This is a genomic window from Polynucleobacter kasalickyi (genome assembly GCF_900176405.1).
GTDB classification, from domain to species: Bacteria; Pseudomonadota; Gammaproteobacteria; order Burkholderiales; family Burkholderiaceae; genus Polynucleobacter; species Polynucleobacter kasalickyi.
The window spans coordinates 96,335-119,786 of the sequence record NZ_FWXJ01000008.1 but is presented as its reverse complement, the minus strand read 5'-3'; the positions used below and the strand labels follow the sequence as shown (position 1 = coordinate 119,786).

Genomic DNA, 23,452 nt, shown 5'->3' with positions numbered 1-23,452 from the left:
AGAAATTTCAATTGTTTAAAAGGGTCAATCGATATGAGTGAATATGCAATTCAAATAACGGTAAAAGTCCAATATTTGGAGGAGCAGTCCGTTCCTGAAAAAGGGAACTATAGTTTTGCTTATACGATGACCATTAAAAATGAATCAAAGGTACCTTTTCAGTTAATTGGTCGGCATTGGATCATTACAGATTCGGAGGGTGTCGAACAAGAAGTGCGTGGTTTAGGTGTGGTGGGTCAGCAACCGTTCTTAAAGCCGGGTGAATCCTTTGAATACACTAGTTGGGCATCCATACCCTCGCCAGATGGAACAATGAAGGGCAGTTATTTTTGCGTTTCAGAGGAAGCTGAATTTTTTACAGCGCCAATTCCAGAATTTACCTTAATGATGCCAAGAATCTTACATTAAACCCTATTCATCTTTCTTTCTGCCTGACATAGTCCAAAAGACAATGAAGATGAGGATGAATAAAGCAATCCCAGCCTCCGCTACTAATAAAAGGATGGGGTATTCATCTAATAAATCTGCCAGCATTGGTGACCTTTTACTGAAATTAATCAATGAGTTGTTTAGGAAGCATAGGAAATATGCTTTTTTGATAAGTTCTATTTTACTCATCTCTTGCGCTCATCGAGAGCCAAGTGTCGTTAAATCCAGTCAAAACAATAGCACTGTCAGTGATGTTGCAGTGCTGATGCATGAGTCTACAAATCTAAGCAGCCTCCCCGGTTGGAACAACGACTCCATGGAGGATGTCTGGGTGACCTGGCAAAAAAGTTGTAACTATATTCAAAAGGCCATGAAACATAGCCCTCTATACACAGCCTGCATAGCTGCTACTCATGTCAAAAATCCAACAAATACAGAAATAAAGCAGTATTTTGAGAATCATTTCCAGGCCATGCCACTGCATCAGGTAGAGCCGACCCAAGGTTATGCGCAAGGCAGCTCGCTAGGTTTAATTACCGGTTATTATGAGCCCATTCTGAAAGGCTCATTGACGAGGACGCGTCATTATCAAATTCCACTTCATCAATATCCTACTGGTTGGCAAAGTGATCAAAAATTGATGAGGCCTACTCGGGCGGAGTTGCTACAAAGTGGCAAATTAAAAGGGAGTGAACTAGTTTGGGTCAATGATCCAGTGGCGGCCGCCTTTATGCAGATCCAAGGTTCTGGAAAAATACAATTAGAAAATGGAAAGATTCTACGGCTTGGCTTTGCTGGCACTAATAATCAAAGTTATGCCTCTATTGGCAATTGGCTAATTCAACAAAAAGAGTTAACCGCCTCCCAAGCTAGTATGCAAAACATTGCGGCATGGGCAAGAAGCCATCCTGAACGAGTATCTGATTTGTTGAACGCGAATCCTCGTTACGTCTTTTTTAGGGTTCTTCAAAGTAAATCGAATGAGGAGGGTCCAATTGGTGCGTTGAATGAACCACTGACAGCGCAAAGAAGTATTGCGGTAGATTGGCAATATATCCCTAAAGGATCACCGGTTTTCTTGAGTACCTCTGATCCGAAAACTGGTAAAAAGATAGAGAGACTGGTGTTCGCACAAGATACTGGTAATGCGATTGTTGGTAGCGTTCGAGCGGATTTCTATTGGGGCTCGGGCGACGCTGCTGGTGAAAAAGCTGGAATGACAAAACAATCAGGTAGCATGTGGTTATTGAAACCGAAGATTAAATAGAAAGCATTAGGTCAAAAAACATGAGGGGAGATGATTTGATACGGAGCTACCTGTTCTATGGCTTCACCATTCTTTTGGTGATGACCGGTTGTGCTGGGACACCAACACAACCGACGGCCCCATTGGAGAATCAACGCCCCATTCAAGATGTGCAATTAGAACCTGAAATCAAAAAATTCTCACAGATGCTGGCTAAAACAATGGAAATCTCAGAAGCGTCAGAAATTGCTAGCTCTGAAGATGTTGAGGGGTGGCATTTATGGTCACTCGCACCGCACAAAAATAAAACCAAGTACTACCTTCATAATTATCTTGGTAAAAGCGTGATTCACGCCGATGCAAAATCTAGTGCTTCAGGTTTGATTGTGCCCTTAAAAGCAAGAGATGTGAGTGGACTAGATTTAAATTGGTCATGGAAGGCATTAAAAAATATTCCACTTTCTGATAATACCCAAGGTCATAAGGATGATGCCCCACTGCGCATTGTGTTGGGGTTTGAGGGGGATAAATCCACTCTTCCTTTGAAAGATCAATTAGCCTTCGAACTGGCTAAATTGATTAGTGGTCATGATTTACCGTATGCCACTCTGATGTATATTTGGTCGGAAAAAAATGGTATTGAGCAAGTCATTACCAATAAGCATATTAGCCGAATTAAATCGATCGTCGTTGACTCTGGTACTAAAGATCTTGGTCAGTGGCGGATGCACAAACGATCGATTGAAGCTGATTTCAGAAAAGCGTACGGTGAGAATCCTGGTAAATTAATCGCGGTAGGGATTATGACCGATACGGATAATACCAATGACGAAGTACAGGCCAAATATGGCGATATTGAATTTCTGCGTCGAGTCGGACGTTAATCAAGGAGGATTGCGCTACAGTTGGTGAGTTTTCGCTAAAAGAGTGGTCAGAACCAGTACTAGTTTAAAGGCCAGGAGAGCAACCACCTCTCCGAATTTGACTTCAGAAAAAACTCTGTATGATTTTAATCAACCTCACTTTGAGGCAAGTTGGGAGAGTAATATCACTCTTATTAGGAATGGCATCGAGCCTTCATACCTTGTGAATTTTGCTAAAAGTGCTGGAATTTCTAGAGATCGACTGTATCTAATGCTCGACCTCTCTCGTTCTACAATTGAAAAAAAAATTAAAGATAACGAGTTATTAAATGTAGAGCAGTCTGAAAAGGTATTTAGCCTTAAAAAACTATTTTTTAAATTAGACGGCATGCTTCCTGAAAAACGTGAGCCTGGCTCGCCGACTGTGCCAGCAATGTTGATGAAGTGGCTAGAAGCACCAATGCCAGCACTCAATGGCAAATCTCCATTTGACTTAATGGATACGGCTGAGGGTCGGAATATGGTTTTAAATTTACTTGAAAAAATTGAGGCGGGAGTTTACGCCTAGTGGTTCTTTGGAGAATAAGCACACAAACTAAAAAATATAAAGCTGACGACATTAGCGGTAAAGGTGCGCAGCTAGTTGGTGGGCGATGGAATCAGGTAGGAACTCCAATGTTGTATTGTGCGCAACATATTTCAATAGCATGTCTTGAAACAATGGCGCATCTTAATGCTGAGTTACTTTGGATGGATCGTTACTTAGTTAGGGTTGAGGTTCCTGATGGATTGGCCAGGCACTTTACTTTTCCACAGAACGCGGATCCCCCTTTGCGTTGGCACGCAAATCCTTACGAAGAGAAATCATCAAGATTCGGAACTGATTGGATCAATGAAGGGAAATCATTGGGTATTATCCTACCGTCATCCTTCATTCAAGAGGAAAATATTGTTTGTTTAAATCCATTCCATCCACGCTATTTAGACGTTAAGGCAACGGTAGTTCGGAAGTGGCAATACGACGAACGCATTGTCAGGATCGAGTAGTGGCGTATGTTTCCATTAATAAGGAAACAAGCTGTTTCCATAAGGGCTAACAATTTTTTGTAATTACTTAAGTGTTCTTAAATAACTTTCAATGTCTCAGTGATACCTATAGGAAGTAGTCAATACCACAGTGATTATTCGATGCAGTTACTCTAAGAACCGCTTAGCCAGTTGTACCCAATAATTAGAACCAATCGGTAATAGACTGTCATTAAAGTCGTAAGAAGGGTTGTGCAAGTCGCATGGTCCTAGGCCATGGCCTGAGAGTCGATGGGAGCCATCGCCATTACCAAGAAAAATATAACAACCGGGGACTTTTTCAAGCATGAAAGCGAAATCTTCAGAGCCCATGGTGGGTTGCATCGATGGATTGACATATTCTTTGCCAAAAGTTTCTTCAATCACTTTGACCGCAAAGGCGGTTTCTGCTGGATGATTGATGAGCGCTGGATAGTTTCTTTCAAATTCAACTTCTGCTTGGCAGTTAAATGTTTGTGCCACGCCGTGAGCAATCTCCGTCAAACGGGTTTCAATTAAATCAAGAGTCGACTTGTTAAATGTACGAACGGTACCACCGAGCCATGCATCATCCGGAATCACATTACTCGTAAAGCCACCATGAATTTGGGTAATTGATAAGACGGCGGTATCAATGGGGCTCTTATTGCGAGTGATGATGCTTTGTAATGCCCCAGCTAATTGCGTTACGGCGAGGATTGGATCGGCGCCATTATGAGGCAAAGCAGCATGCGCCCCTTTACCTTTTAAAGAAATTTTAAATTCATTACTGGAGGCCATCGTTGGCCCAGTAATTGCCCCAAATTGACCTTCAGGCATTCCAGGCCAATTATGTAAACCAAACACTGCATCACAGGGAAATAGGGAGAAAAGTCCTTCTTGTATCATCTGACGAGCACCACCACCACCTTCTTCAGCAGGCTGAAAAATAAGATAAATGGTGCCTTTGAAGTTGCGATGTGTGGAGAAGTAATGCGCTGCGCCTAGTAACATGGCGGTGTGACCATCATGTCCGCAGGCATGCATCGTACCTTGATGGGTAGAGGCATGCTCAAAAGTATTTTTTTCATGAATCGGGAGGGCATCCATATCTGCTCTCAAACCGATTGATTTACCAAGACCTAATTCACCCTCAATGATGCCAACCACCCCTGTATTAGCAAGGCCAGTATGAGTCTTGATACCCCAGTTTGTGAGTTGTTGAACCACTAATTCAGCGGTACGATATTCTGCAAACTTCAGTTCGGGGTGTGCATGTATATCCCTACGAATGGCTTGAATTAAAGCTTGTTGGTCAATGAATTCAGGTTGGATTTTCATGCAGATTCGTTAGTGGTTATTTTTTTTATCATAGCCGAAATTTTTAACTATGGATATACAATTCTCCATAAGACAGCGATTTAAACGATCAAAAACCAGTAAAATCAGACAAATTACTCAACCTCTAAGTGAATAAAAAATAATGAAAAAGATGGACTCTGTAGCAAATACACAGCTCCCTGTAGTAGGGATTGTTGGCCTAGGAATTATGGGCGGCATTATGGCAGAAACACTATTGCTCAATAATTACCGGATTGTCGGTTTTGATATTGAGAAAAGTGCCTGCGCAAGATTAAAAAAAGCGGGAGGTCATGTTGCTAAATCAGTTGCTGAAGTAACTAAGCAAGCAGACGTCTTGATTACCTCCTTGGCAACGAGCAATGCACTCCGTGTTGTTTATCAAGAGATTGCCAGCACGTTGAAGGCACAACCTAAAAAGATCACCTTAGTAGAAACAAGTACGCTCGCGATGGTTGATAAAGACTGGATCGCGACGCAATTACCCAAAAAACAAGTGGCATTATTAGATTGTCCAATTAGTGGCACTGCTGCTCGTATGAAAGATCGCGCTTGGACAATTTTTGTCAGTGGTAAAAAATCGAGCTGTAATGAAGTTCAGCCAATTTTTAAATGTTTGTCTGATAACTCTCCCTATGTAGGCGAGTACGGCAATGGGTTAAAAATGAAATTTATTGCGAATCATTTAGTCGCGATTTACAACGTGGCCTGTGCTGAATCGGTCACTTTTGCCAGAAAAATTGGTTTAGATCCACAAGAAGTGTTGGATATTTTTGGTCCTAGCCCCGTGATTGGTACTGGTGTGATGAGACTTCGTACCCCTTTCATGATTAAACGTGAATATAGTCCACCGACCATGAAGGTCGAGGTTTGGCAAAAAGATATGCAAGTAATTGGTGATTTAGCGAAGTCAGTGGGTTGCCCATTACCTATTTTTAATGCAACCGCGCCTATTTACACTGCGGCCATGGCACAAGGACTTGCGTTACAAGATACCGCTTCTACAGCTGAGGTCTTAGGACAAATGGCGGGTTTATTTACAGAAAATAAGGCTTCTGCTGCTAAGAAAGTCGCGACGAAGAAGTTGGCGACGAAGTCCGGTGCAACAACAGTTACAAAATCTGTTCGTAAGCCAGTTGTAAAAAAAGTGTCTTAAACTACGGGTAAATTAGTCAATATGTTCAATCTAGACCAACTGATTATTGAAGGTGATCGCGCACTGCGCATATTGACCGGTGCTGTACAACTGAATCGACCGGTCCCCAAACCGGCTCAAGCGGAGATGGAGACTGGCGATCAACCAGCGATTTCTTCGGTAGCTGCAACCTTAACCGAAGCAGAAAAAAAGCATGCAGCAGGACTCATGCGGGTCAATCATGTTGGTGAGGTTTGTGCCCAAGCGCTTTATCAGGCACAACGTTTGACCTCATCTTCGACACACTTGCAAACTCAATTAGCCCATGCAGCTAAAGAGGAAGAGGATCATTTGGTATGGTGTGCCAATCGACTCGAAGAGTTGGGTTCTCGCCCCAGTTTGCTGAACCCATTATGGTTTGCCGGTTCTTTTGCCATTGGGACCTTAGCCGGCTTAGCCGGCGATCAATGGAGCTTGGGTTTTGTGGTTGAGACGGAAAAACAGGTTGAAAATCATCTCAATAGCCATTTAGAGGCCTTGCCTGCGGCAGATATTTTATCTAGAAGTATCGTCGAGCAGATGCGGGTCGAAGAAATTGAGCATGGCAATATGGCAAGACATCTTGGTGCCAAGGATTTACCTGAACCGATTAAAAAAGTGATGGGCGCTGTATCTCAATTGATGACAAAAACCGCATACTATCTGTAAGGAGAGTTTTCTAGGTTTGAGCTACCTAGGGCAAACCATAATATTCTCAATTAGTACTTGAAGTATGGTTTGTAAGGTGCTGTTTATTATTATAAATTTTATATTTATTTCTTGAAAAATCATTTCTAAGTTCTTGTAATTACAAGAAAAAGTAGCAAAAAATTCCCCAAAACCCCTTGACCTTACTCGGTTTGCCCTTTAAAGTGGGAGAATGTGTCAGAAAGTGGGAAAAACAGCATGTTTCAGGGTGCTTCAGCGATCAATTTAGATGTCAAGGGACGGATGTTAGTGCCGTCTAAGCATCGTGACGCCCTAAAAACAGAGAACGGCCTTCGAGCAACGCTGACAAAAAACCCCGATGGTTGTCTCATGCTCTTTCCGCAGGTCGAATGGGAAAAATTCAGTGAAAAAATTGCGATGTTACCGATGGAAGCGCATTGGTGGCGTCGAATTTTTTTGGGAAATGCCAATGAAGTTGAAGTTGATAGTGCTGGAAGGGTTTTGATTAGTCCTGAGTTGAGGGCTGGTGCGGGAATCGAAAAAGAAGTGATCTTGCTGGGAATGGGGACGCACTTTGAAGTATGGGATGCCAATACATATGCTGTGAAAGAGCAAATAGCTATTTCACAAGGTATGCCAGAAGCACTTCGTCAATTTAACTTTTAATGCGAGGATTTGATGCACATCAGTCATCGCCCGGTTTTACTGGACGAGGCAGTTACTGCCTTGTTGGCAGATCAGCCCCATGTCAGTCCAACTTATTTGGATGGCACATTTGGCAGAGGTGGTCATTCAAGAAAAATATTAGCAAATCTGCCACAAGGTGGCAGATTAATCGCTATGGACAAAGATCCTCAGGCGATACAGGAAGCGAGCAGTATTGAAGATGGACGTTTTAGGATTGTGCATGATTCATTTGCCAACATGGGGGAGTACCTTGAACCCAATAGTTTAGATGGCATTTTATTAGATTTGGGGATTAGTTCCCCGCAAATTGATCAGGCGGAAAGAGGTTTTTCATTTCGTATGGATGGTCCGTTGGACATGCGTATGAATAACAAGGAGGGGCAAAGTGCTCAAGAATGGCTGGCGGTTGCCAGTGAGAAAGAACTACATAAGGTAATCAAGGAATATGGGGAAGAACGGTTTGCTCTATCGATTGCAAAGGCGATTGTTGCTAGCAGGGAGCAAGGCAACATTATTGGGACCACACGACAACTCGCGTCGCTCGTGGCTAGTGTCGTCCGCTCGCGCGACTCAGAGCAAGATCCCGCAACGCGTACCTTTCAGGCTATACGGATTCACATCAACCAAGAACTTCACGACTTGGAAAAAGGATTAGATGTGGCGATGAAACTCTTAAAAATTGGCGGACGCTTAGTAGTGATCAGTTTTCATTCGCTCGAAGATCGAATCGTAAAACAGTTCATGCAGCGTCATAGCAAGGTAGAAATACCTCGCGGACTGCCATTGAGAGAGTCTCAGATTCCAAAATCTCCATTAAGACTCATTGAGAGAACAAAGCCTACAAGTGCTGAAATCAGTAGTAATCCAAGATCACGTTCAGCCGTCATGCGGGTTGCTCAAAAAATCGGGGAGGTGCGATGAATAGAGCCGTAGTCGTTCTCATCCTAGCCCTGATGGGCTGTTCGTTTTTGCTGGTGAATTCGCAACAACGAACCCGTCAGCTATTTATTGAAAAGAATCGATTAGAAATCCAACAACGCAAACTGAACCAAGAGTGGAATCGTTTGGAATATGAACAAAGAGAACTATCAAGAGCTTCTCGGATTATTGATATCGCAAAAAAACAATTGCATATGAACGATGCAAAGCAGGATAAGACAATCTATTTGAAGGAAAAAGAATGAGGATGCCACGTCCATCCCAATCTTCTGAGTTAGTTCTGCGATTGCCGATGTGGCGATCTAGGGTAGTGTTGTTTTTAATGTTTGCAGGGTTTTGTTCCTTGATCGGTAGAGCTTTTTGGATTCAAGGGGTTGGCAATGACTTTTATGCTGAAAAGGGTAATCGAGTAAAAAGGGTATTAGAGCTCAACGCCATTCGAGGAAAGATTCTTGACCGCAATGGCGCCATCTTAGCAACGAGCTTGGAGGCGAAGACAATCATTGCTTACCCAGATGTTGTACCTGATGATTTAGAAAAATCAAAAGTCGTAGCCTTTGCCAAATTATTAGAAATGAGTGAGGCGGAGTTACGTAAGAAATTAGGTGAGTCACGCAGTCAACTTTATTTAAGACGCCAAATTGAGCCAGAAGTAGCGCTTCGCATCAAAGCTTTAGAAATACCTGGAATTGCCATTACAAGTGAATATCGCAGATACTACCCAGAGGGTGAGGCCGTAGCTCACGTCGTTGGTTTTACCAATGTCGAGGACGTTGGTCAGGAAGGCATGGAGTTATCAAATAACACCTTACTAACGGGTAAGAGTGGCCAAAGAAATGTTGTGATAGATCGTCTCGGTAGAGTTGTCGATGACTTGGGTGGTTATATTCCTTCTCGTAATGGGGAGGATTTGCAACTTTCTATTGATAGCAAAATCCAGTCCATTGCTTATCAAGAAATTAAAAAAGCGGTAGAAACGCACCGTGCAAAAGCCGGCGGCGCAGTGGTGTTAGACGCCGTTACTGGCGAAGTCTTGGCACTTGCGAACTGGCCATCCTATGATCCAAATCATCGCGGCAATTTAACGGGCGAACAATTAAGAAATCGCGTCCTGACGGATACTTTTGAACCTGGTTCAACGATGAAGCCAATTACGATTGCCTTAGCACTAGAAAAAGGGATTGTTACGCCCAATACGATGATGCCCATTGGTCATTTGCAAATCGGCAAAAAAGTGATCACTGATACGCATCCGTATGGCGTGTTGAGCGTCGCGCAAATTATTCAAAAATCCAGCAACATTGGTACTTCTCGGATTGCCTTGCAAATGGAACCCGAAGATATGTGGGGGATGTTTCAGGCAGTCGGCTTTGGGCAGGCACCTAAAATTGGTTTCCCTGGTGCGGTTGCCGGATTAGTCAAGCCTTACGATAAATGGGGCAAATTAGATCAAGCGAGTATGTCTTACGGTTACAGTATTTCTACTTCTTTGTTCCAGATTGCTAAGGCTTATACGATTTTTGTACGCGATGGTGAACTCGCGACGATTTCAATGAAAAAAATTGAAAAATCGACTTCAGGCTCACCAGTTATTTCACCGAAAGTTGCTGGACAAGTCAGAGCGATGATGGAAACGGTGACGCAAGAGGGTGGTACCGCAATGAAGGCCCGGGTTGACGGTTATCGGGTCGGTGGGAAGACCGGCACGGCTCATAAATCGAATGGTAAAAAAGGCTATAGCTCAAACCGTTATGAAGGATTTTTTGTTGGTATAGCCCCCATTAGTTCCCCAAGAATTGTAGTAGCAGTAGTGATTGATGAACCGACTGTTGGCGGACATTATGGTGGTGAAGTTGCGGCGCCAGTTTTTTCTGCAGTCACAGGTTCAGCGCTCAGGGTATTAAATATTGCACCTGATGCGAATTCTACCCAGCTTGTGCAAAATAACGGCATTCAGCCAGTGAATTTCCAAAGATGAAATTTAACCCTAAAAATCTCTCTTTGATTTTTGCTGATATAGAAAATACGCTCTACAGTCAGGTTGATCGTGCCGCCAACTTATCTGCCGATACGAGATTACTCGCGCCAGGTGACGTATTTATGGCTTACCCGGTTGGGTTTGGTCAGGGTTTAAGTGATAACCGGATGCATATTCCAGACGCCCTAGCAAAAGGGGTTGCTTTGGTTTTATATGATAGTGAAAATTGGTCAGAAACAGAACTCCTTTCGGCCAGAGAAGTATTGGGTGATCAACGGTGTGTGCCAATCCCTAATTTAGGGAAAATTGCCAGCGAAGTCGCCAACCGTTGGTATAGTAATCCTTCTGCAGACATGGAAGTGATTGGCGTAACGGGTACGAATGGTAAGACCACAATCACCCATTGGTTAGCGCAAGCTTTTGGTAAAACCCAACTCACAGCGATTGCTGGAACGATGGGTTATGGCCATATTGAAGAGTTGCAGACGACAGGATTTACCACTCCCGATGCGCCGCGAGTACAAAGAATGTTGGCAGAACTGCGAGATCAAAAATATAAAACCGTTGCCATGGAAGTATCCTCGCATGCAATTGATCAGGGTAGGGTAGATGCGGTTCAAATCAATACTGCAATATTTAGTAATTTAAGCCAAGATCATTTAGATTACCACCAAAATATGCTTGCCTACGAGGCGGCAAAATTTGACTTATTCCGCAGATCCAATTTAAAAAATATCATCTTAAATATTGACGACACAACAGGATTCGCTTGGTGTCAAAAGTTACTTGGACATACAAGAGCACGGATTTATGTATACGGACAAGCAGAAAATTTCCAAAAACTCAGTATTGAACAACAGGCTAAATGTATCCCGGTTATCTATGAATTAAAAACGGTCGGTCGTTCTGGAATGATGGTTAAGATTGACTCTCTTGAGAGAAGCTTTACCTTAACGATTCCTAGTTTAGGTAGTTTTAATATTCAAAATGCTTTAGCTGTTATTAGTACGTTATTGGCTTATGACATGCCAATTGAAAAAATCATCAAAAATATTGAGCAGTTGAAATCCGTTCCAGGGCGAATGGAAATGATTAATTTAGGCGATAAATCAGCACCGCTCTCGATTGTCGACTTTGCTCATACACCCGATGGTTTAGCGAAAACTTTAAACACACTCTTGCCGATTGCCAAGCAACGGGGCGGTAACTTAATTTGCGTCTTTGGGTGCGGCGGCAATCGCGATAAGAGTAAACGACCAGTGATGGGTAAGATAGCAGCTGATATCGCTAGCAAGATCATTCTGACTAGTGATAATCCCCGTCATGAAGATCCGATGGCGATTATTGAAAATATCTTACAAGGTATTTCTGAAGTGCAGATGTCCAAAGTTACTATTTTGGAAGATAGAGCTTTTGCGATTTTGAATGCGGTAAAAACGGCGCAGATGAATGATGTGATTCTGATTGCCGGCAAGGGGCATGAAACAACCCAAGAAGTGATGGGTAAAAAATTCCCATTTTCTGATCAAGATCATTTGCGCTTGGCATTGCGGAGGGTGGTATGAATCCGAAGCAATTAACTATCCGTAGAATTCAGAGTTATTTACCTGATGCGGTAATGATGCATGCCGAGCATGTCTTGGATCAGCCCTTACACAGCATAGTGACTGATAGTCGTAGGGTCGCAAAAGATGATTTCTTTATCGCTATTTCGGGTGAAAGATTTGATGCTCATGATTTTTTAGCGCAAGTTCAGGAATCGGGTGCGATCGGTTCGCTAGTTAGTAATGTGTCTAAGGTACCTGCGCAATTACCGGTAGTCGTAGTGAATAACACGATTACTGCGCTTGGTGAAATAGCCAAGGCTTGGCGTCTTGATTTAGCACCTAAGGTAGTGGTCGTTACAGGCAGTAATGGTAAGACCACCGTCAAAGAAATGATTGCGAGTATCTTTAGAGCGGCGGTAGGTCAAAACCATACCTTATCCACACTCGGCAATTTGAATAATGAGATTGGTTTGCCGATGTCCTTGTTGAGGATGAATGGTGAGCATCAGTTAGCTGTAATTGAGTTAGGCATGAATCATCCTGGCGAAACCAAAGTATTGGCTGATATTGCCGCGCCGGATATTACTCTAGTGAATAATGCACAAAGAGAGCATCAGGAATTTATGCAAACCGTAGAAGCAGTTGCTGCGGAACATGCCTTAGCGATTAAGGCTTTGCCACTAGATGGTTATGCTGTGTTTCCGAGTGATAGCGATTATGTACAAACTTGGTACGATGCCGCCCAAAATAGACCGATTCGCACCTTTACCCTGGTCGATTCAACTAGCGCGAATACCACGCAAGTGACTCGTCCAGCAGACGTAATTGGTGCTTGGAATGAGTATGGTGAATTAGAAATAAGTACGCCGGAATGGCCAACGAAGGCAATCGTCAATTTACGGACTCTAGGCGACCATAATGCTAAAAATGCCTTAGCCGCTACTGCGGTCGGGATTGCCGCGCAGCTCAGTAAAGAAGCTATTATTGCTGGCCTTGAAGCATTTGAAGCCGTCAGTGGACGGATGCGTAAGTTGGACATTAAAGTACAGCACACCGCCATCACGTTAGTTGATGATACCTATAACGCCAACCCTGATTCCGTCATCGCTGCTATTCAAGCCATTGAAGAGTTGCCCGGACAGCGCTGGTTGGTGCTAGGTGATATGGGAGAAGTTGGTGATCAAGGGCCAAACTTCCATCAAGAGGTTGGCGCATATGCTGCCCATCATCACATTGATCAATTGCTGTCGATTGGTGAACTAACGCAATTTACTCACACAGCTTTTCAGCAGGCGTCTGTGACGAACACAAATAATCTGTCAGTAGCTAGTCAGCACTTTGACTCCATGGAGCAATTAATGGATCAGTTGATGACAATGCTTGCTAAATTTTCAAGTAATCATTCTCAGATCGAAGCCACCCCTCTAGTCATTTTAGTCAAGGGGTCGCGTTTTACGAAGATGGAACGTGTGATTCAGCACCTATTAAGTAAGGAGGATCCATGTTACTCATCCTAGCCCAGTGGTTACAAAGTGATTTTGGATTTTTACGGGTAGTGAATTACATCACCTTTAGAGCGGTGATGGCCACTCTAACTGCCTTACTCATTGGCTTAGTATTCGGCCCATGGGTCATTCGTCAATTGACCTTTTTAAAAGTAGGGCAAGCGGTCAGACTGAATGGTCCAAAAACACATTTAATTAAAACGGGTACTCCCACGATGGGTGGTGTCTTGATTTTGATTGGTATCGCCATTTCTACGCTTTTATGGGCCGACCTATCGAATCGATTCATTTGGGCGGTGTTATGGGTCACTTTAGGATTTGGGATTGTAGGTTGGGTAGATGATTACCGAAAAGTGGTCTATAAAAATCCTGAAGGAATGAGTTCCAAAGAGAAATATTTTTGGCAATCGTTGATTGGGTTTGTCGCAGCAATATATCTGGTATTTGCTATTACTGATTTTAGTAACACGAACTTTATTAATTCATTTATTCGTTGGAAAAATGAAGGATTCATTTTAGGGTCACCCAAAAATCTGAATTTAGTGGTGCCGTTCTTTAAAGAAATTAGCTATCCCTTAGGGGCGATTGGCTTTGTGATTCTGACTTATTTAGTGATTGTTGGTAGTAGTAATGCGGTGAATTTAACGGATGGCTTGGATGGCCTAGTGATCATGCCCGTCATCTTAGTTGCTGGTGCCTTGGGTGTTTTTGCCTATGTTTCAGGGAATACGATTTATGCAAAATACCTTATCTTCCCGTTCATTCCAGGAACAGGCGAATTATTGATCTTTTGCGGCGCCATTGGTGGTGCTGGTTTAGCGTTTTTATGGTTTAACGCTCATCCCGCCCAAGTGTTTATGGGTGATGTGGGTGCCTTAGCTTTAGGTGGTGCACTGGGTACTATCGCAGTGATTGTTCGTCAGGAAATCGTCTTATTTATTATGGGTGGAATTTTTGTGATTGAGACACTCTCTGTCGTATTACAAGTGGCTTGGTTCAAATACACCAAAAAGAAATTTGGTGAGGGGCGACGTATTTTTAAGATGGCGCCATTACATCATCATTTTGAATTAAGTGGTTGGAAAGAAACGCAGGTCGTCGTGCGGTTTTGGATTATCACCTTGATTCTGGTATTAATTGGCCTATCGAGTCTGAAACTACGATGAATAGTATGCAAATCACCTCTCCTCTGCACCAAGCTTTTGGTCAATATTCTGACCAATGTAGTGTCTTGGTCATGGGACTTGGCGAGTCTGGTCAGGCGATGGCGAAATGGTCTTTATCGCAGGGTGCAAAAGTTGTGATGCATGACACTAGAGAGGAGTCCAATCTCAGTGCTCAGGTGATTGATCGCGTCCAAGAGTTATTGGCCTTAGGCGTATCTCGGATTACCTTTGGCCCTCAGTTGTTAGCCATCGATTGTGCAGAGATCAATCTTATCGCGATGAGCCCCGGAATCTCGCCCATTGATCCAATCATGGCTCCTTTTATCACGACTGCACAAGAACAACAGATTGCGATTTGGGGTGAACTCGATTTCTTTAGCCATGCTCTGCGTAGTTTGGAAATGCACCAACAGTACACGCCTAAAGTGATTGCCATCACTGGTACCAATGGAAAGACAACCACGACGGCATTAACGGGCGTTATTTGTGCCAAATCAGGTAAAACGGTTGGCGTAGCTGGCAATATTAGTCCGTCTTTATTAGATAAATTGATGACTTGTCTGTTGCAGAATAACTTACCAGATATTTGGGTCTTGGAATTATCTAGTTATCAACTGTATTACAGCCAAGACTTTAATCCGCATGCTGCGACCATCCTCAACATCTCAGAAGATCATTTAGATTGGCACGGTAGCATGGAACACTACGTCAATGCGAAAGCCAAAATTTTTGGGCCGAATACGATTCCTGTGATTAATCGTGATGATGCGCGAGTGTTAGCACTGATTCCAGAAGCCGATTGGGCCAAGAAACGCATTATTTCATTCGGTATTCAGCAGCCGCTTGAAGCTGACTCGTTTGGAATTAAAAGTGACATGGGTGGTGCAATTGATTGGTTAGCATGGGCGCCACCTGTGGATGAGTTTAATGGCAATCAAACTATTAAAGTCAGAAGAACCAAAAAATCACAGGCTGCTTTTGATGAAGAGCCCTTATTGATTAAGCACTTAATCCCTGCTGAGGCACTTTTGATCAAGGGTCGCCACAATGCGAGTAACGCTTTAGCCGCGTTAGCCCTAGCGAATGCGGTAGGACTTGGTATTGCACAACTATTACACGGCTTACGCGATTACACGGGTGAGCCACATCGGGTACAAACAATCGCGATCGTGGGCGATGTGGAGTATATCGATGATAGTAAGGGCACGAATGTTGGCGCTGTCATTGCTGCGTTACAGGGTCTTGGCATGGTCGATGCGAAACAAGGCTTAAGAAAAATTCTCCTGATTGCAGGTGGGGATGGTAAAGGCCAGGACTTTAGTCCTTTGCGTGAACCCATCTTGCAATATGTAAAACATTTATTTTTGATTGGTCGAGATGCTTCTCAGATTGCGCAATTATTTGCCGGTCAAACTCTATCGATAACGATGGCAGCAAGTTTAGAGGATGCTGTTTTACAAGCAGCTAGTACTGCCGTTGCTGGAGATCGTGTTTTATTGTCACCAGCATGTGCTAGTTTTGATATGTTTAAGAACTATCAACACCGCGCAGAAGTCTTTGTGAATGCAGTTGAAGAGTTGAGCATTAACTCCTTTGGAGCGATCGAATGAAACTCATGATCGCCCAAAGTATGATGAATTTATTCCGTGGACGAGTCATCTCAAAGCTTGGCTTTGGCGGTGGAATTCGTCAGGGTTTAAATGAGTTTCGTTCAGAATTAAGGGATGCGACGAAGACGATTACTTACTCTCGTTCAGCCATGGCGACATGGGACCAGTCCCTCTTATGGGCTGTTGTGTTGCTGGTCTTACTAGGAACCGTGATGGTGTACTCAGCGTCTATTACCTTAGCCGATGGTAAAAAATATGCCAACTACACAACCACCTATTTCTTAATTAGACATCTATTTTCTTTAGGGGTTGCTGTGATCGCCGGCTTGATTGTGTATCGCTTGCCCTCCAAAGTATGGGATAAAATTGCCCCCTTGCTTTTTATTGTGACCGTCCTCATGTTGATTGCCGTCTTGATTCCAGGACTTGGTAAATCAGTCAATGGCTCGAAGCGTTGGTTACCACTGGGACTCATGAATTTTCAGCCATCTGAATTGATGAAATTTGCCGCGGTCGTCTTTGCTGCGCACTATACCGTGCGGCGCCAAGAATATTTACATTCCTTCTTAAAAGGATTTTTACCTTTAGGCATGATCGTTGTTGTGGTTGGCGGGCTTTTAATGTTAGAGCCAGATATGGGAGCCTTAATGGTGGTGGCCGCCATTGCGATGGGAATCTTATTTTTAGGCGGAATCAATGCCAAATTATTTAGTTATATGATTTTGATGGGCCTAGGTGCTTTCGGTATTATTGTGGCCACTTCAAGGTTTAGAAGAGAGCGTATTTTTGCCTTCTTAAATCCTTGGAAAGAGGAATATGCCCAAGATAAAGCGTACCAATTAACGCATTCCTTAATGGCCTTTGGTCGAGGTGAATGGTTTGGAGTGGGCTTAGGTGGCAGCATTGAAAAACAACATTATTTACCCGAAGCACATACCGACTTTATTCTCGCGGTGATTGGCGAGGAGCTCGGTTTTGTTGGTGTCCTCGTAGTAATTGTCGGTTTTTATTACATCGTTCGTAGATGTTTCATGATTGGTAGAACTTGTTTACAACTCGATCGTAGCTTTGCTGGCTTAGTTGCCAAAGGTATTGGGATTTGGATTGGGTGGCAATGTTTCATCAATATGGGCGTGAACCTTGGGTTATTGCCAACGAAGGGACTTACCTTGCCACTGGTTAGTTATGGCGGCTCTGGCTTATTAATGAATGCCGTAGCAATTGCTGTCCTGTTGAAAATAGATGCCGAGAATCGTGCCTTGATGCGAGGTGCCAAAATATGACGCGCTTAATACCTACTTCAAAATGTATTTTAGTCATGGCGGGTGGCACTGGGGGGCATATTTTTCCGGGCTTAGCAGTTGCAGAATATTTGCGGCTAGAAGGCTGGCGGGTTCATTGGTTAGGTAATCCTTCTGGTATGGAATTTGATTTGATCAAGCAATCTGGATTTGCTTTTGAACCCATTGACTTTGGTGGTGTCCGAGGAAAAGGCTTGTTCGTCAAACTCCGCTTACCTTTTAATTTATACAAAGCAATGTGGCAAAGCTTACGAATCATGCGCAGAATCAAGCCATCAGTGATGTTGGGCATGGGCGGCTATGTTAGTTTTCCTGGTGCATTAGTTGGCGTGATGAGTGGTATTCCACTCGTTTTACATGAGCAAAATTCGGTGGCGGGTATGGCGAATCGAGTACTCGCTACCGTTGCCAAAAGAGTTTTATGTGCTTTCCCGAAAGTATTAGCGAAAGCTCAGTGGGTCGGTAATCCATTACGCTCTGACTTGCTACAAATACCGACTCCAGAAATTCGATACCAAGCTCGAACTGGGGTCCTGCGCTTACTCGTGGTAGGTGGCAGTTTAGGCGCTACGGCATTAAATGACATCGTGCCAAAGGCATTACAACTGATACCGTTAGAAGTAAGACCAGAGGTTTTACATCAAGCGGGTGCAAAACATATTGAGCAATTGACGCAAAACTATCAAGACCAAGGTGTTCAAGCACAAGTGGTACCTTTTATTGAAAAGATGGCTACTGCCTATGCGGGGGCCGATATCGTGATTTGTCGATCTGGCGCAATGACGGTAGCGGAACTTGCGGCATGTGGCGTACCTTCTCTATTAGTGCCATTTCCATTTGCAGTGGATGATCATCAAACGAAGAATGCCCAATATTTAGCCGCGGTTGGTGCAGCAAAGTTAATCGCTCAGAAGGATTTAACCCCGCAATTATTAGCGGATTGGTTGATGAGTTTAAATCGGGAAATGCTGTTGATCATGGCGCAAAATGCCTTAAAGCAGGCGAAGCCATTTGCCACGCAAAGTGTGGCTGAGATTTGTAAAGAAGTGAGTACTACATGAAACATATCGTTCAACATATCCATTTTGTTGGAATCGGCGGCGCGGGGATGAGCGGCATCGCAGAAGTGCTTTTAAATTTAGGCTACCGTGTCAGTGGCTCGGATATTCAAGCAAGTAGTACCACGCAACGTTTAGCAGAATATGGTGCTGAAATTCAAATTGGTCATCATGCCCAAAATATTGGTGATGCAGAGGCGGTCGTTATTTCTACGGCGGTGACGGGTGATAATCCGGAGATATTAGCGGCGAGAGCGGCATCCATACCGGTGATTCAACGGGCGGTGATGCTCGGTGAGTTAATGCGTCTCAAGCAAGGTATCGCTATTGCTGGCACGCACGGGAAGACTACGACTACGAGTTTAGTCGCTTCTGTTTTGGCTGAAGGAGAATTTGACCCCACGTTTGTGATTGGTGGCAAGTTAACCTCGGCCGGTGCGAATGCTCGGTTGGGAACGGGTGACTTCATTGTGGCGGAAGCCGATGAATCGGATGCATCCTTTTTAAATTTACTGCCTGTGATGGAAGTCATTACGAACATTGATGCCGATCACATGGAAACCTACCAACATTCGATGCCTCGGCTGAAACAAGCATTTGTGCAATTTACCCAAAGAATGCCTTTTTATGGCATCGCGATACTTTGCGTAGATGATGCCAACGTTCGAGATATGTTGCCATTCGTCTCACAATCCGTTTTAAAGTATGGCTTGTCAGAAGATGCAGACATCATGGCGCACGATGTTGTGGCCGTTGGTGCAACGATGCAGTTTACGGTGACGCGGCGAACGATTCGCCGACACGGCAAAAAACCAGGGCCGCTTGAAATTACTTTGAATTTGCCCGGTTTGCATAATGTGCGGAATGCACTAGCAGCAATTAGTGTTGCTACTGAGCTTGGTGTATCCGATGCGGCGATTATCAAAGCCCTCGCTGAGTTTAAGGGTGTGGGTAGAAGATTTACTAAATATGGTGATATTAATATTCCAGGGCAAGAGGGTGCCACATTTACCTTGATTGATGATTATGGTCATCATCCTGTAGAAATGGCGGCAACACTAGCCGCGGCTAGAGGTGCGTTTCCTAACAGAAGATTGGTTCTAGCCTTTCAGCCGCATCGCTATACACGCACAAGAGATTGCTTTGGTGATTTCGTGACAGTACTGCGTCAATTTGATGCTCTCGTCTTAACGGAGGTTTATCCAGCTGGAGAGCCCAAGATTCAGGGTGCTGATAGTCAAAGTTTGATCGATGCATTACGTGCATCGATGCAAAAAGGACAGATTGACTGTCTACAGGCAGAGCAGATGGTTTTGGAAAAAGAGGTGAAGTTAATGGCTGCCACCATTTTGCAGCATGTGCAAGCTGGTGATGTGGTGATTACGATGGGTGCTGGCTCCATCTCCGCTGTGCCTCATCAGATTGTGCAAGCGACTGCAAGAGAGGGTGCTGATGAGTAATTTACAAGTACTGACTCAAGCGGCACAACTCTCGCATTGGATTGCCCAAGTCAAAGAACAATTAGCGAATCTAAAACCTCAATCCTTGGGTAAAGTGGGCGTCTTGTTAGGTGGTTTGTCTGCGGAACGCGATATCTCGATTCAGTCAGGTACTGGTGTGTTGCAAGCATTATTAGATAGCGGTGTGAACGCTGTCGGTTTCGATCCACTGCATGAGCCGATTGAAAGTATTGTGCAGCACCAATTTGACCGGGTGATGATTTCTCTGCACGGTCGATTTGGTGAAGATGGAACCATGCAAGGACTGCTAGAACAATTAGGTATTCCCTACACAGGAAGTGGGGTCATGGCTTCTGCCATGGCAATCGATAAACAGACCACCAAACAAATTTGGTTAAGCCATGGTTTGTCGACGCCAAAATATCAAATGATTCACGCGGATACGAATTGGGCTGCGCTGATTCAAGACATTGGCTTGCCTTTAATTGTGAAGCCTGCGAGAGAGGGCTCCTCCTTAGGCTTAAGCAAAGTGAATCATGTCGACGAGCTACCTGCAGCATATCAATTAGCTGCGCAGATGGATCAAGATGTGATGGCAGAACAATGCATCATTGGGGACGAGTTGACTTGCCCGATTGTGGGTGAGGGGGCTTCAGCCCAAGCCTTACCACTCATCAAAATTGTGGCTCCTGCCGCCAATTATGACTATCACAATAAATACTTTTCTGATGATACAAAATACCTTTGCCCCACTGGCTTAGATCCAGCATTGGAAGAAAAGATTCAGCAATTGGTCTTGAAGTCCTATCAAGTATTAGGTTGTAGAGGTTGGGGGCGGGCGGATGTGATGTTGGATAAGAAGACCCAAGTCCCTTATTTGCTTGAAATGAATACCTCGCCAGGTATGACAACACATTCTTTAGTGCCAATGGCGGCTAAAGCTGCTGGTTTAACGTATGCTGAATTAGTTCTTTGGGTGTTGATGAATTCCAAACTATCTAATGGCACAACTTCTACTATGGTGAAGATGAAAAAGTTGGAGGGAGAACAATGAGTTCATCTAGTATTCCGCTAAAAGATCTCCGCAAACAGGCAAAAAATAATCAATCTTTGGGTGAAATGTTAGGCCAATGGTTTTTGGCGACGATGAAATCGACGGGTACGGGCCTACTAACGATTCTTGTTTTTATCTTGTCACCAGTTTGGAATTATCCAGAAAGAATGAAGCAGCTCACGCATTGGTTTGTGATTGCATTTGGGGCTATTGTGATTCTTTGGGGACTCTATTGGATTGGTCAGCGCCCCGTCTTCAATATTGAACAAATCGTGGTGCAATCAGCGAACGATCAAGAGTTAGATCACATCAAAGTACCAGCAATCAAAACCAAAGCGATTAGTCAATTTAGTGGTAATTTTTTCACCTTACGCCTGAATGAAGCGCGTGCTGCATTTGAAGAAATGCCTTGGGTCAGAGTGGCTAGTGTGAGAAGAGTTTGGCCAAATCAAATTCAAGTATCGATTGAGGAACATGAACCTGTTGGTGTTTGGTTAGGACAAAATGGCCCTGAGTTAATCAATAACTACGGCGAATTATTTACAGTAAATCTTGCTGAGGCAAATGATCGGAAAAATTTAGTGGTTTTTCAAGGTCCGCCGAATAGCAACAAAGAGGTTTTAGTACTTTATCAACAGTTAGAAAGTTGGTTTAACAAACTCAATTACAAAGTGGTTGCCCTCACTCTCAGTTCTAGGTATTCATGGACCGTCAAACTGGACAATGGTTTAGTCTTTGAATTAGGGCGTGATTTAAATGATAAGGACAGAAAGCAAATTACTGAACGCTTGGATAAGTTTTTCAAACTATGGCCAGAGTTAGAGAAAAAATTAACCGCGCCGGTAAATTATGTGGATCTTCGCTACAACAATGGATTTTCCTTAGGGACTGGTTCTAAACAAGATGCACGTTCTAGTGAGATCAAGTTAGCTGGTTTAAATCAACTTTTATCAGTGCCTTTAGAGGGCGTTGATGAAGAGTCCAATGCTACTGAAACGCCACTCAATATGAAAGCACCATCTGCCAATACAGAGATGAAACCAGAATCCAAATTAAATAAACGAGAAGTGAAGAAAGTTAAACAAAGTGAACACATGGGAAGTAAAAAACAATGAGTAAAGATCATCGTAACTTACTCGTCGCATTAGATATCGGTACTTCAAAGGTACTGGCTCTGGTTGCGGAAATCGAAGACGATGGCGAGTTTAATGTGATCGGTATTGGCAATGCGCCTTCTCAGGGAATCAAGAAAGGGGTCGTCGTTAATATCGAAGACACCGTGCAATCGATTCAAAAAGCATTAGAAGAAGCTGAAGTGATGGCAGAGTGTCGTGTAGAAAATGTCTTTACTGGCATCGCTGGAAATCATGTGCATAGTTTTAATACCAAGGGCATGGTCGCTATTCGGGACAAAGAAGTGAGTGCTGCTGATGTTGAGCGGGTACATGAAAATGCAAAGCCCATCAATATTCAGACTGACCAACAAGTATTGCACATGCTGATTCAAGAGTATTTGATTGATAACCAAGATGGCGTGAGAGACCCCATTGGTATGAGTGGTCAAAAGTTAGAAGTCAATGCACATATAGTGACCGGTGCGGTAAGTGCCGTACAAAATATCATTAAGTGCATCAGACGTTGCGGTTTAGAAATTAACGCCTTAGTCCTTCAACCACTTTGCTCAAGTCTCGCTGTTTTGACAAAAGATGAAAAAGAGCTAGGGGTTGTATTAGTTGATATTGGTGGTGGTACCACAGACATTGCGGTCTACTTTCAGGGCGTCATTCAGTACACAGAAATTATTCCTTTAGGTGGTGATCAAATTACGAATGACATCGCAATGGCCTTGAGAACGCCCACGATGGATGCGGAGGATTTGAAAATATCGCACGGCATTGCCAAACAGGCATTAGCTAATCCAGCTGCCATGATTGATGTACCTGGTATTGGCGAACGTGAATATCGTCCTATCTCTAAGCAATCTTTAGCTGCTGTGATTGAACCAAGAATGGAAGAGCTCTTCAAATTCGTGGTTGAGTCTTTAGAACACTCAGGATTCTCGCAAATGACTCCGTCTGGCGTGGTTTTAACTGGCGGTACGGTCATGATGCCAGGGGTGATAGAACTTGCTGAGGAAATCTTTAATAAGCCAGCAAGGATTGGTTATCCAGAATATAACGGGCAGTTCAAAGAGGTTTTGAGAAACCCTAAATATGCAACTGGAATTGGGTTGTTACGTGAAGGTCGGACCCAAATTGTATTAGGCCAACAAGAATTAGAAGCGCGCCCATTAAGAGGTGCATTTCAAAGAGCAAAAGAATGGTTTTTAGGTAATTTTTAAAAGATTATGAAATAAAGAGTTT

General features: G+C 43.6%; 22 protein-coding genes. 21 read left to right on the top strand and 1 reads right to left on the bottom strand.

The window, feature by feature from the left end; translation table 11 throughout:
- The first annotated feature begins 33 nt into the window (after positions 1 to 33).
- Genes apaG through B8983_RS08690 form a run of 5 tightly spaced genes read left to right on the top strand, consistent with a single transcriptional unit; the run spans position 34 to position 3,585 of the window.
- On the top strand, positions 34 to 408 hold the full coding sequence (gene apaG, locus B8983_RS08710; RefSeq protein ID WP_084283760.1) for a Co2+/Mg2+ efflux facilitator ApaG/CorD: 375 nt from the start codon (positions 34 to 36) through the stop codon (positions 406 to 408).
- Between the two features lie 55 nt (positions 409 to 463).
- Positions 464 to 1,696 (top strand): murein transglycosylase A, encoded by a 1,233-nt coding sequence (gene mltA, locus B8983_RS08705; protein WP_159460867.1) that lies wholly within the window; start codon positions 464 to 466, stop codon positions 1,694 to 1,696.
- 20 nt (positions 1,697 to 1,716) lie between these two features.
- A complete protein-coding gene (locus B8983_RS08700) occupies positions 1,717 to 2,559 on the top strand; it encodes a DUF3047 domain-containing protein (protein ID WP_084283758.1) in 843 nt (280 codons plus the stop codon).
- A gap of 43 nt (positions 2,560 to 2,602) precedes the next feature.
- Positions 2,603 to 3,106, top strand: coding sequence for an Xre family toxin-antitoxin system antitoxin (locus B8983_RS08695; RefSeq protein WP_369405851.1), 504 nt, complete (start codon positions 2,603 to 2,605; stop codon positions 3,104 to 3,106).
- Complete coding sequence (locus B8983_RS08690) at positions 3,106 to 3,585, top strand: RES family NAD+ phosphorylase (protein WP_084283756.1); 480 nt, start codon at positions 3,106 to 3,108, stop codon at positions 3,583 to 3,585. Before B8983_RS08695 ends, B8983_RS08690 begins: the two co-directional genes overlap by 1 nt.
- A gap of 147 nt (positions 3,586 to 3,732) precedes the next feature.
- On the opposite strand, the gene B8983_RS08685 is transcribed toward B8983_RS08690, so the two are convergent.
- The gene (locus tag B8983_RS08685; RefSeq protein WP_084283755.1) at positions 3,733 to 4,923 is read right to left on the bottom strand and encodes a M20 aminoacylase family protein; all 1,191 of its coding nucleotides are present in this window, start codon (positions 4,921 to 4,923) and stop codon (positions 3,733 to 3,735) included.
- Between the two features lie 142 nt (positions 4,924 to 5,065).
- On the opposite strand from B8983_RS08685, the gene B8983_RS08680 reads away from it, so the two are divergent.
- The 16 genes from B8983_RS08680 to ftsA all read left to right on the top strand — a co-directional run bounded on the left by B8983_RS08680 (position 5,066) and on the right by ftsA (position 23,430).
- Positions 5,066 to 6,097 (top strand): NAD(P)-dependent oxidoreductase, encoded by a 1,032-nt coding sequence (locus B8983_RS08680; RefSeq protein WP_084283754.1) that lies wholly within the window; start codon positions 5,066 to 5,068, stop codon positions 6,095 to 6,097.
- Positions 6,098 to 6,118: 21 nt separating this feature from the next.
- A complete protein-coding gene (gene coq7 / locus B8983_RS08675; protein ID WP_084283753.1) occupies positions 6,119 to 6,784 on the top strand; it encodes a 2-polyprenyl-3-methyl-6-methoxy-1,4-benzoquinone monooxygenase in 666 nt (221 codons plus the stop codon).
- Positions 6,785 to 7,021: 237 nt separating this feature from the next.
- The gene (gene mraZ, locus B8983_RS08670) at positions 7,022 to 7,450 is read left to right on the top strand and encodes a division/cell wall cluster transcriptional repressor MraZ (protein ID WP_084283752.1); all 429 of its coding nucleotides are present in this window, start codon (positions 7,022 to 7,024) and stop codon (positions 7,448 to 7,450) included.
- 12 nt (positions 7,451 to 7,462) lie between these two features.
- Positions 7,463 to 8,392 (top strand): 16S rRNA (cytosine(1402)-N(4))-methyltransferase RsmH, encoded by a 930-nt coding sequence (gene rsmH, locus B8983_RS08665; protein ID WP_084283751.1) that lies wholly within the window; start codon positions 7,463 to 7,465, stop codon positions 8,390 to 8,392.
- The gene (gene ftsL / locus B8983_RS08660) at positions 8,389 to 8,655 is read left to right on the top strand and encodes a cell division protein FtsL (protein WP_084283750.1); all 267 of its coding nucleotides are present in this window, start codon (positions 8,389 to 8,391) and stop codon (positions 8,653 to 8,655) included. Before rsmH ends, ftsL begins: the two co-directional genes overlap by 4 nt.
- A gap of 2 nt (positions 8,656 to 8,657) precedes the next feature.
- A complete protein-coding gene (locus B8983_RS08655) occupies positions 8,658 to 10,388 on the top strand; it encodes a peptidoglycan D,D-transpeptidase FtsI family protein (protein WP_234986966.1) in 1,731 nt (576 codons plus the stop codon).
- Positions 10,385 to 11,953, top strand: a complete 1,569-nt coding sequence (locus tag B8983_RS08650) for a UDP-N-acetylmuramoyl-L-alanyl-D-glutamate--2,6-diaminopimelate ligase (RefSeq protein WP_084283748.1) — start codon at positions 10,385 to 10,387, stop codon at positions 11,951 to 11,953. The genes B8983_RS08655 and B8983_RS08650 overlap by 4 nt, the downstream gene beginning before the upstream one ends.
- The gene (locus B8983_RS08645; RefSeq protein WP_084283747.1) at positions 11,950 to 13,452 is read left to right on the top strand and encodes a UDP-N-acetylmuramoyl-tripeptide--D-alanyl-D-alanine ligase; all 1,503 of its coding nucleotides are present in this window, start codon (positions 11,950 to 11,952) and stop codon (positions 13,450 to 13,452) included. Before B8983_RS08650 ends, B8983_RS08645 begins: the two co-directional genes overlap by 4 nt.
- Entirely contained in the window at positions 13,437 to 14,606 is a 1,170-nt protein-coding gene (gene mraY / locus B8983_RS08640) for a phospho-N-acetylmuramoyl-pentapeptide-transferase (RefSeq protein ID WP_084283746.1), read from the top strand. The genes B8983_RS08645 and mraY overlap by 16 nt, the downstream gene beginning before the upstream one ends.
- Positions 14,519 to 16,216: a UDP-N-acetylmuramoyl-L-alanine--D-glutamate ligase gene (gene murD, locus B8983_RS08635; RefSeq protein WP_234986964.1), complete on the top strand. Its 1,698-nt coding sequence runs from the start codon at positions 14,519 to 14,521 to the stop codon at positions 16,214 to 16,216. Before mraY ends, murD begins: the two co-directional genes overlap by 88 nt.
- 20 nt (positions 16,217 to 16,236) lie before the next feature.
- Complete coding sequence (ftsW, locus tag B8983_RS08630) at positions 16,237 to 17,499, top strand: putative lipid II flippase FtsW (protein WP_439650352.1); 1,263 nt, start codon at positions 16,237 to 16,239, stop codon at positions 17,497 to 17,499.
- Entirely contained in the window at positions 17,496 to 18,578 is a 1,083-nt protein-coding gene (murG, locus tag B8983_RS08625; RefSeq protein WP_084283744.1) for an undecaprenyldiphospho-muramoylpentapeptide beta-N-acetylglucosaminyltransferase, read from the top strand. Before ftsW ends, murG begins: the two co-directional genes overlap by 4 nt.
- Positions 18,575 to 20,035, top strand: a complete 1,461-nt coding sequence (murC, locus tag B8983_RS08620) for a UDP-N-acetylmuramate--L-alanine ligase (RefSeq protein WP_084283743.1) — start codon at positions 18,575 to 18,577, stop codon at positions 20,033 to 20,035. The genes murG and murC overlap by 4 nt, the downstream gene beginning before the upstream one ends.
- A complete protein-coding gene (locus B8983_RS08615) occupies positions 20,028 to 21,089 on the top strand; it encodes a D-alanine--D-alanine ligase (RefSeq protein WP_084283742.1) in 1,062 nt (353 codons plus the stop codon). The genes murC and B8983_RS08615 overlap by 8 nt, the downstream gene beginning before the upstream one ends.
- Positions 21,086 to 22,204, top strand: coding sequence for a cell division protein FtsQ/DivIB (locus B8983_RS08610; RefSeq protein WP_084283741.1), 1,119 nt, complete (start codon positions 21,086 to 21,088; stop codon positions 22,202 to 22,204). The genes B8983_RS08615 and B8983_RS08610 overlap by 4 nt, the downstream gene beginning before the upstream one ends.
- Positions 22,201 to 23,430, top strand: coding sequence for a cell division protein FtsA (ftsA, locus tag B8983_RS08605; RefSeq protein WP_084283740.1), 1,230 nt, complete (start codon positions 22,201 to 22,203; stop codon positions 23,428 to 23,430). The genes B8983_RS08610 and ftsA overlap by 4 nt, the downstream gene beginning before the upstream one ends.
- Positions 23,431 to 23,452: the final 22 nt, after the last annotated feature.

Coding starts and splice junctions, on each gene's coding strand:
- apaG (WP_084283760.1), top strand. CDS start 34: ATGAGTGAATATGCAATTCAAATAACGGTAAAAGTCCAATATTTGGAG.
- mltA (WP_159460867.1), top strand. CDS start 464: ATGAATAAAGCAATCCCAGCCTCCGCTACTAATAAAAGGATGGGGTAT.
- B8983_RS08700 (WP_084283758.1), top strand. CDS start 1,717: ATGAGGGGAGATGATTTGATACGGAGCTACCTGTTCTATGGCTTCACC.
- B8983_RS08685 (WP_084283755.1), bottom strand. CDS start 4,923: ATGAAAATCCAACCTGAATTCATTGACCAACAAGCTTTAATTCAAGCC.
- B8983_RS08680 (WP_084283754.1), top strand. CDS start 5,066: ATGAAAAAGATGGACTCTGTAGCAAATACACAGCTCCCTGTAGTAGGG.
- coq7 (WP_084283753.1), top strand. CDS start 6,119: ATGTTCAATCTAGACCAACTGATTATTGAAGGTGATCGCGCACTGCGC.
- mraZ (WP_084283752.1), top strand. CDS start 7,022: ATGTTTCAGGGTGCTTCAGCGATCAATTTAGATGTCAAGGGACGGATG.
- rsmH (WP_084283751.1), top strand. CDS start 7,463: ATGCACATCAGTCATCGCCCGGTTTTACTGGACGAGGCAGTTACTGCC.
- ftsL (WP_084283750.1), top strand. CDS start 8,389: ATGAATAGAGCCGTAGTCGTTCTCATCCTAGCCCTGATGGGCTGTTCG.
- B8983_RS08655 (WP_234986966.1), top strand. CDS start 8,658: ATGCCACGTCCATCCCAATCTTCTGAGTTAGTTCTGCGATTGCCGATG.
- B8983_RS08650 (WP_084283748.1), top strand. CDS start 10,385: ATGAAATTTAACCCTAAAAATCTCTCTTTGATTTTTGCTGATATAGAA.
- B8983_RS08645 (WP_084283747.1), top strand. CDS start 11,950: ATGAATCCGAAGCAATTAACTATCCGTAGAATTCAGAGTTATTTACCT.
- mraY (WP_084283746.1), top strand. CDS start 13,437: ATGTTACTCATCCTAGCCCAGTGGTTACAAAGTGATTTTGGATTTTTA.
- ftsW (WP_439650352.1), top strand. CDS start 16,237: ATGATGAATTTATTCCGTGGACGAGTCATCTCAAAGCTTGGCTTTGGC.
- murG (WP_084283744.1), top strand. CDS start 17,496: ATGACGCGCTTAATACCTACTTCAAAATGTATTTTAGTCATGGCGGGT.
- murC (WP_084283743.1), top strand. CDS start 18,575: ATGAAACATATCGTTCAACATATCCATTTTGTTGGAATCGGCGGCGCG.
- B8983_RS08615 (WP_084283742.1), top strand. CDS start 20,028: ATGAGTAATTTACAAGTACTGACTCAAGCGGCACAACTCTCGCATTGG.
- B8983_RS08610 (WP_084283741.1), top strand. CDS start 21,086: ATGAGTTCATCTAGTATTCCGCTAAAAGATCTCCGCAAACAGGCAAAA.
- ftsA (WP_084283740.1), top strand. CDS start 22,201: ATGAGTAAAGATCATCGTAACTTACTCGTCGCATTAGATATCGGTACT.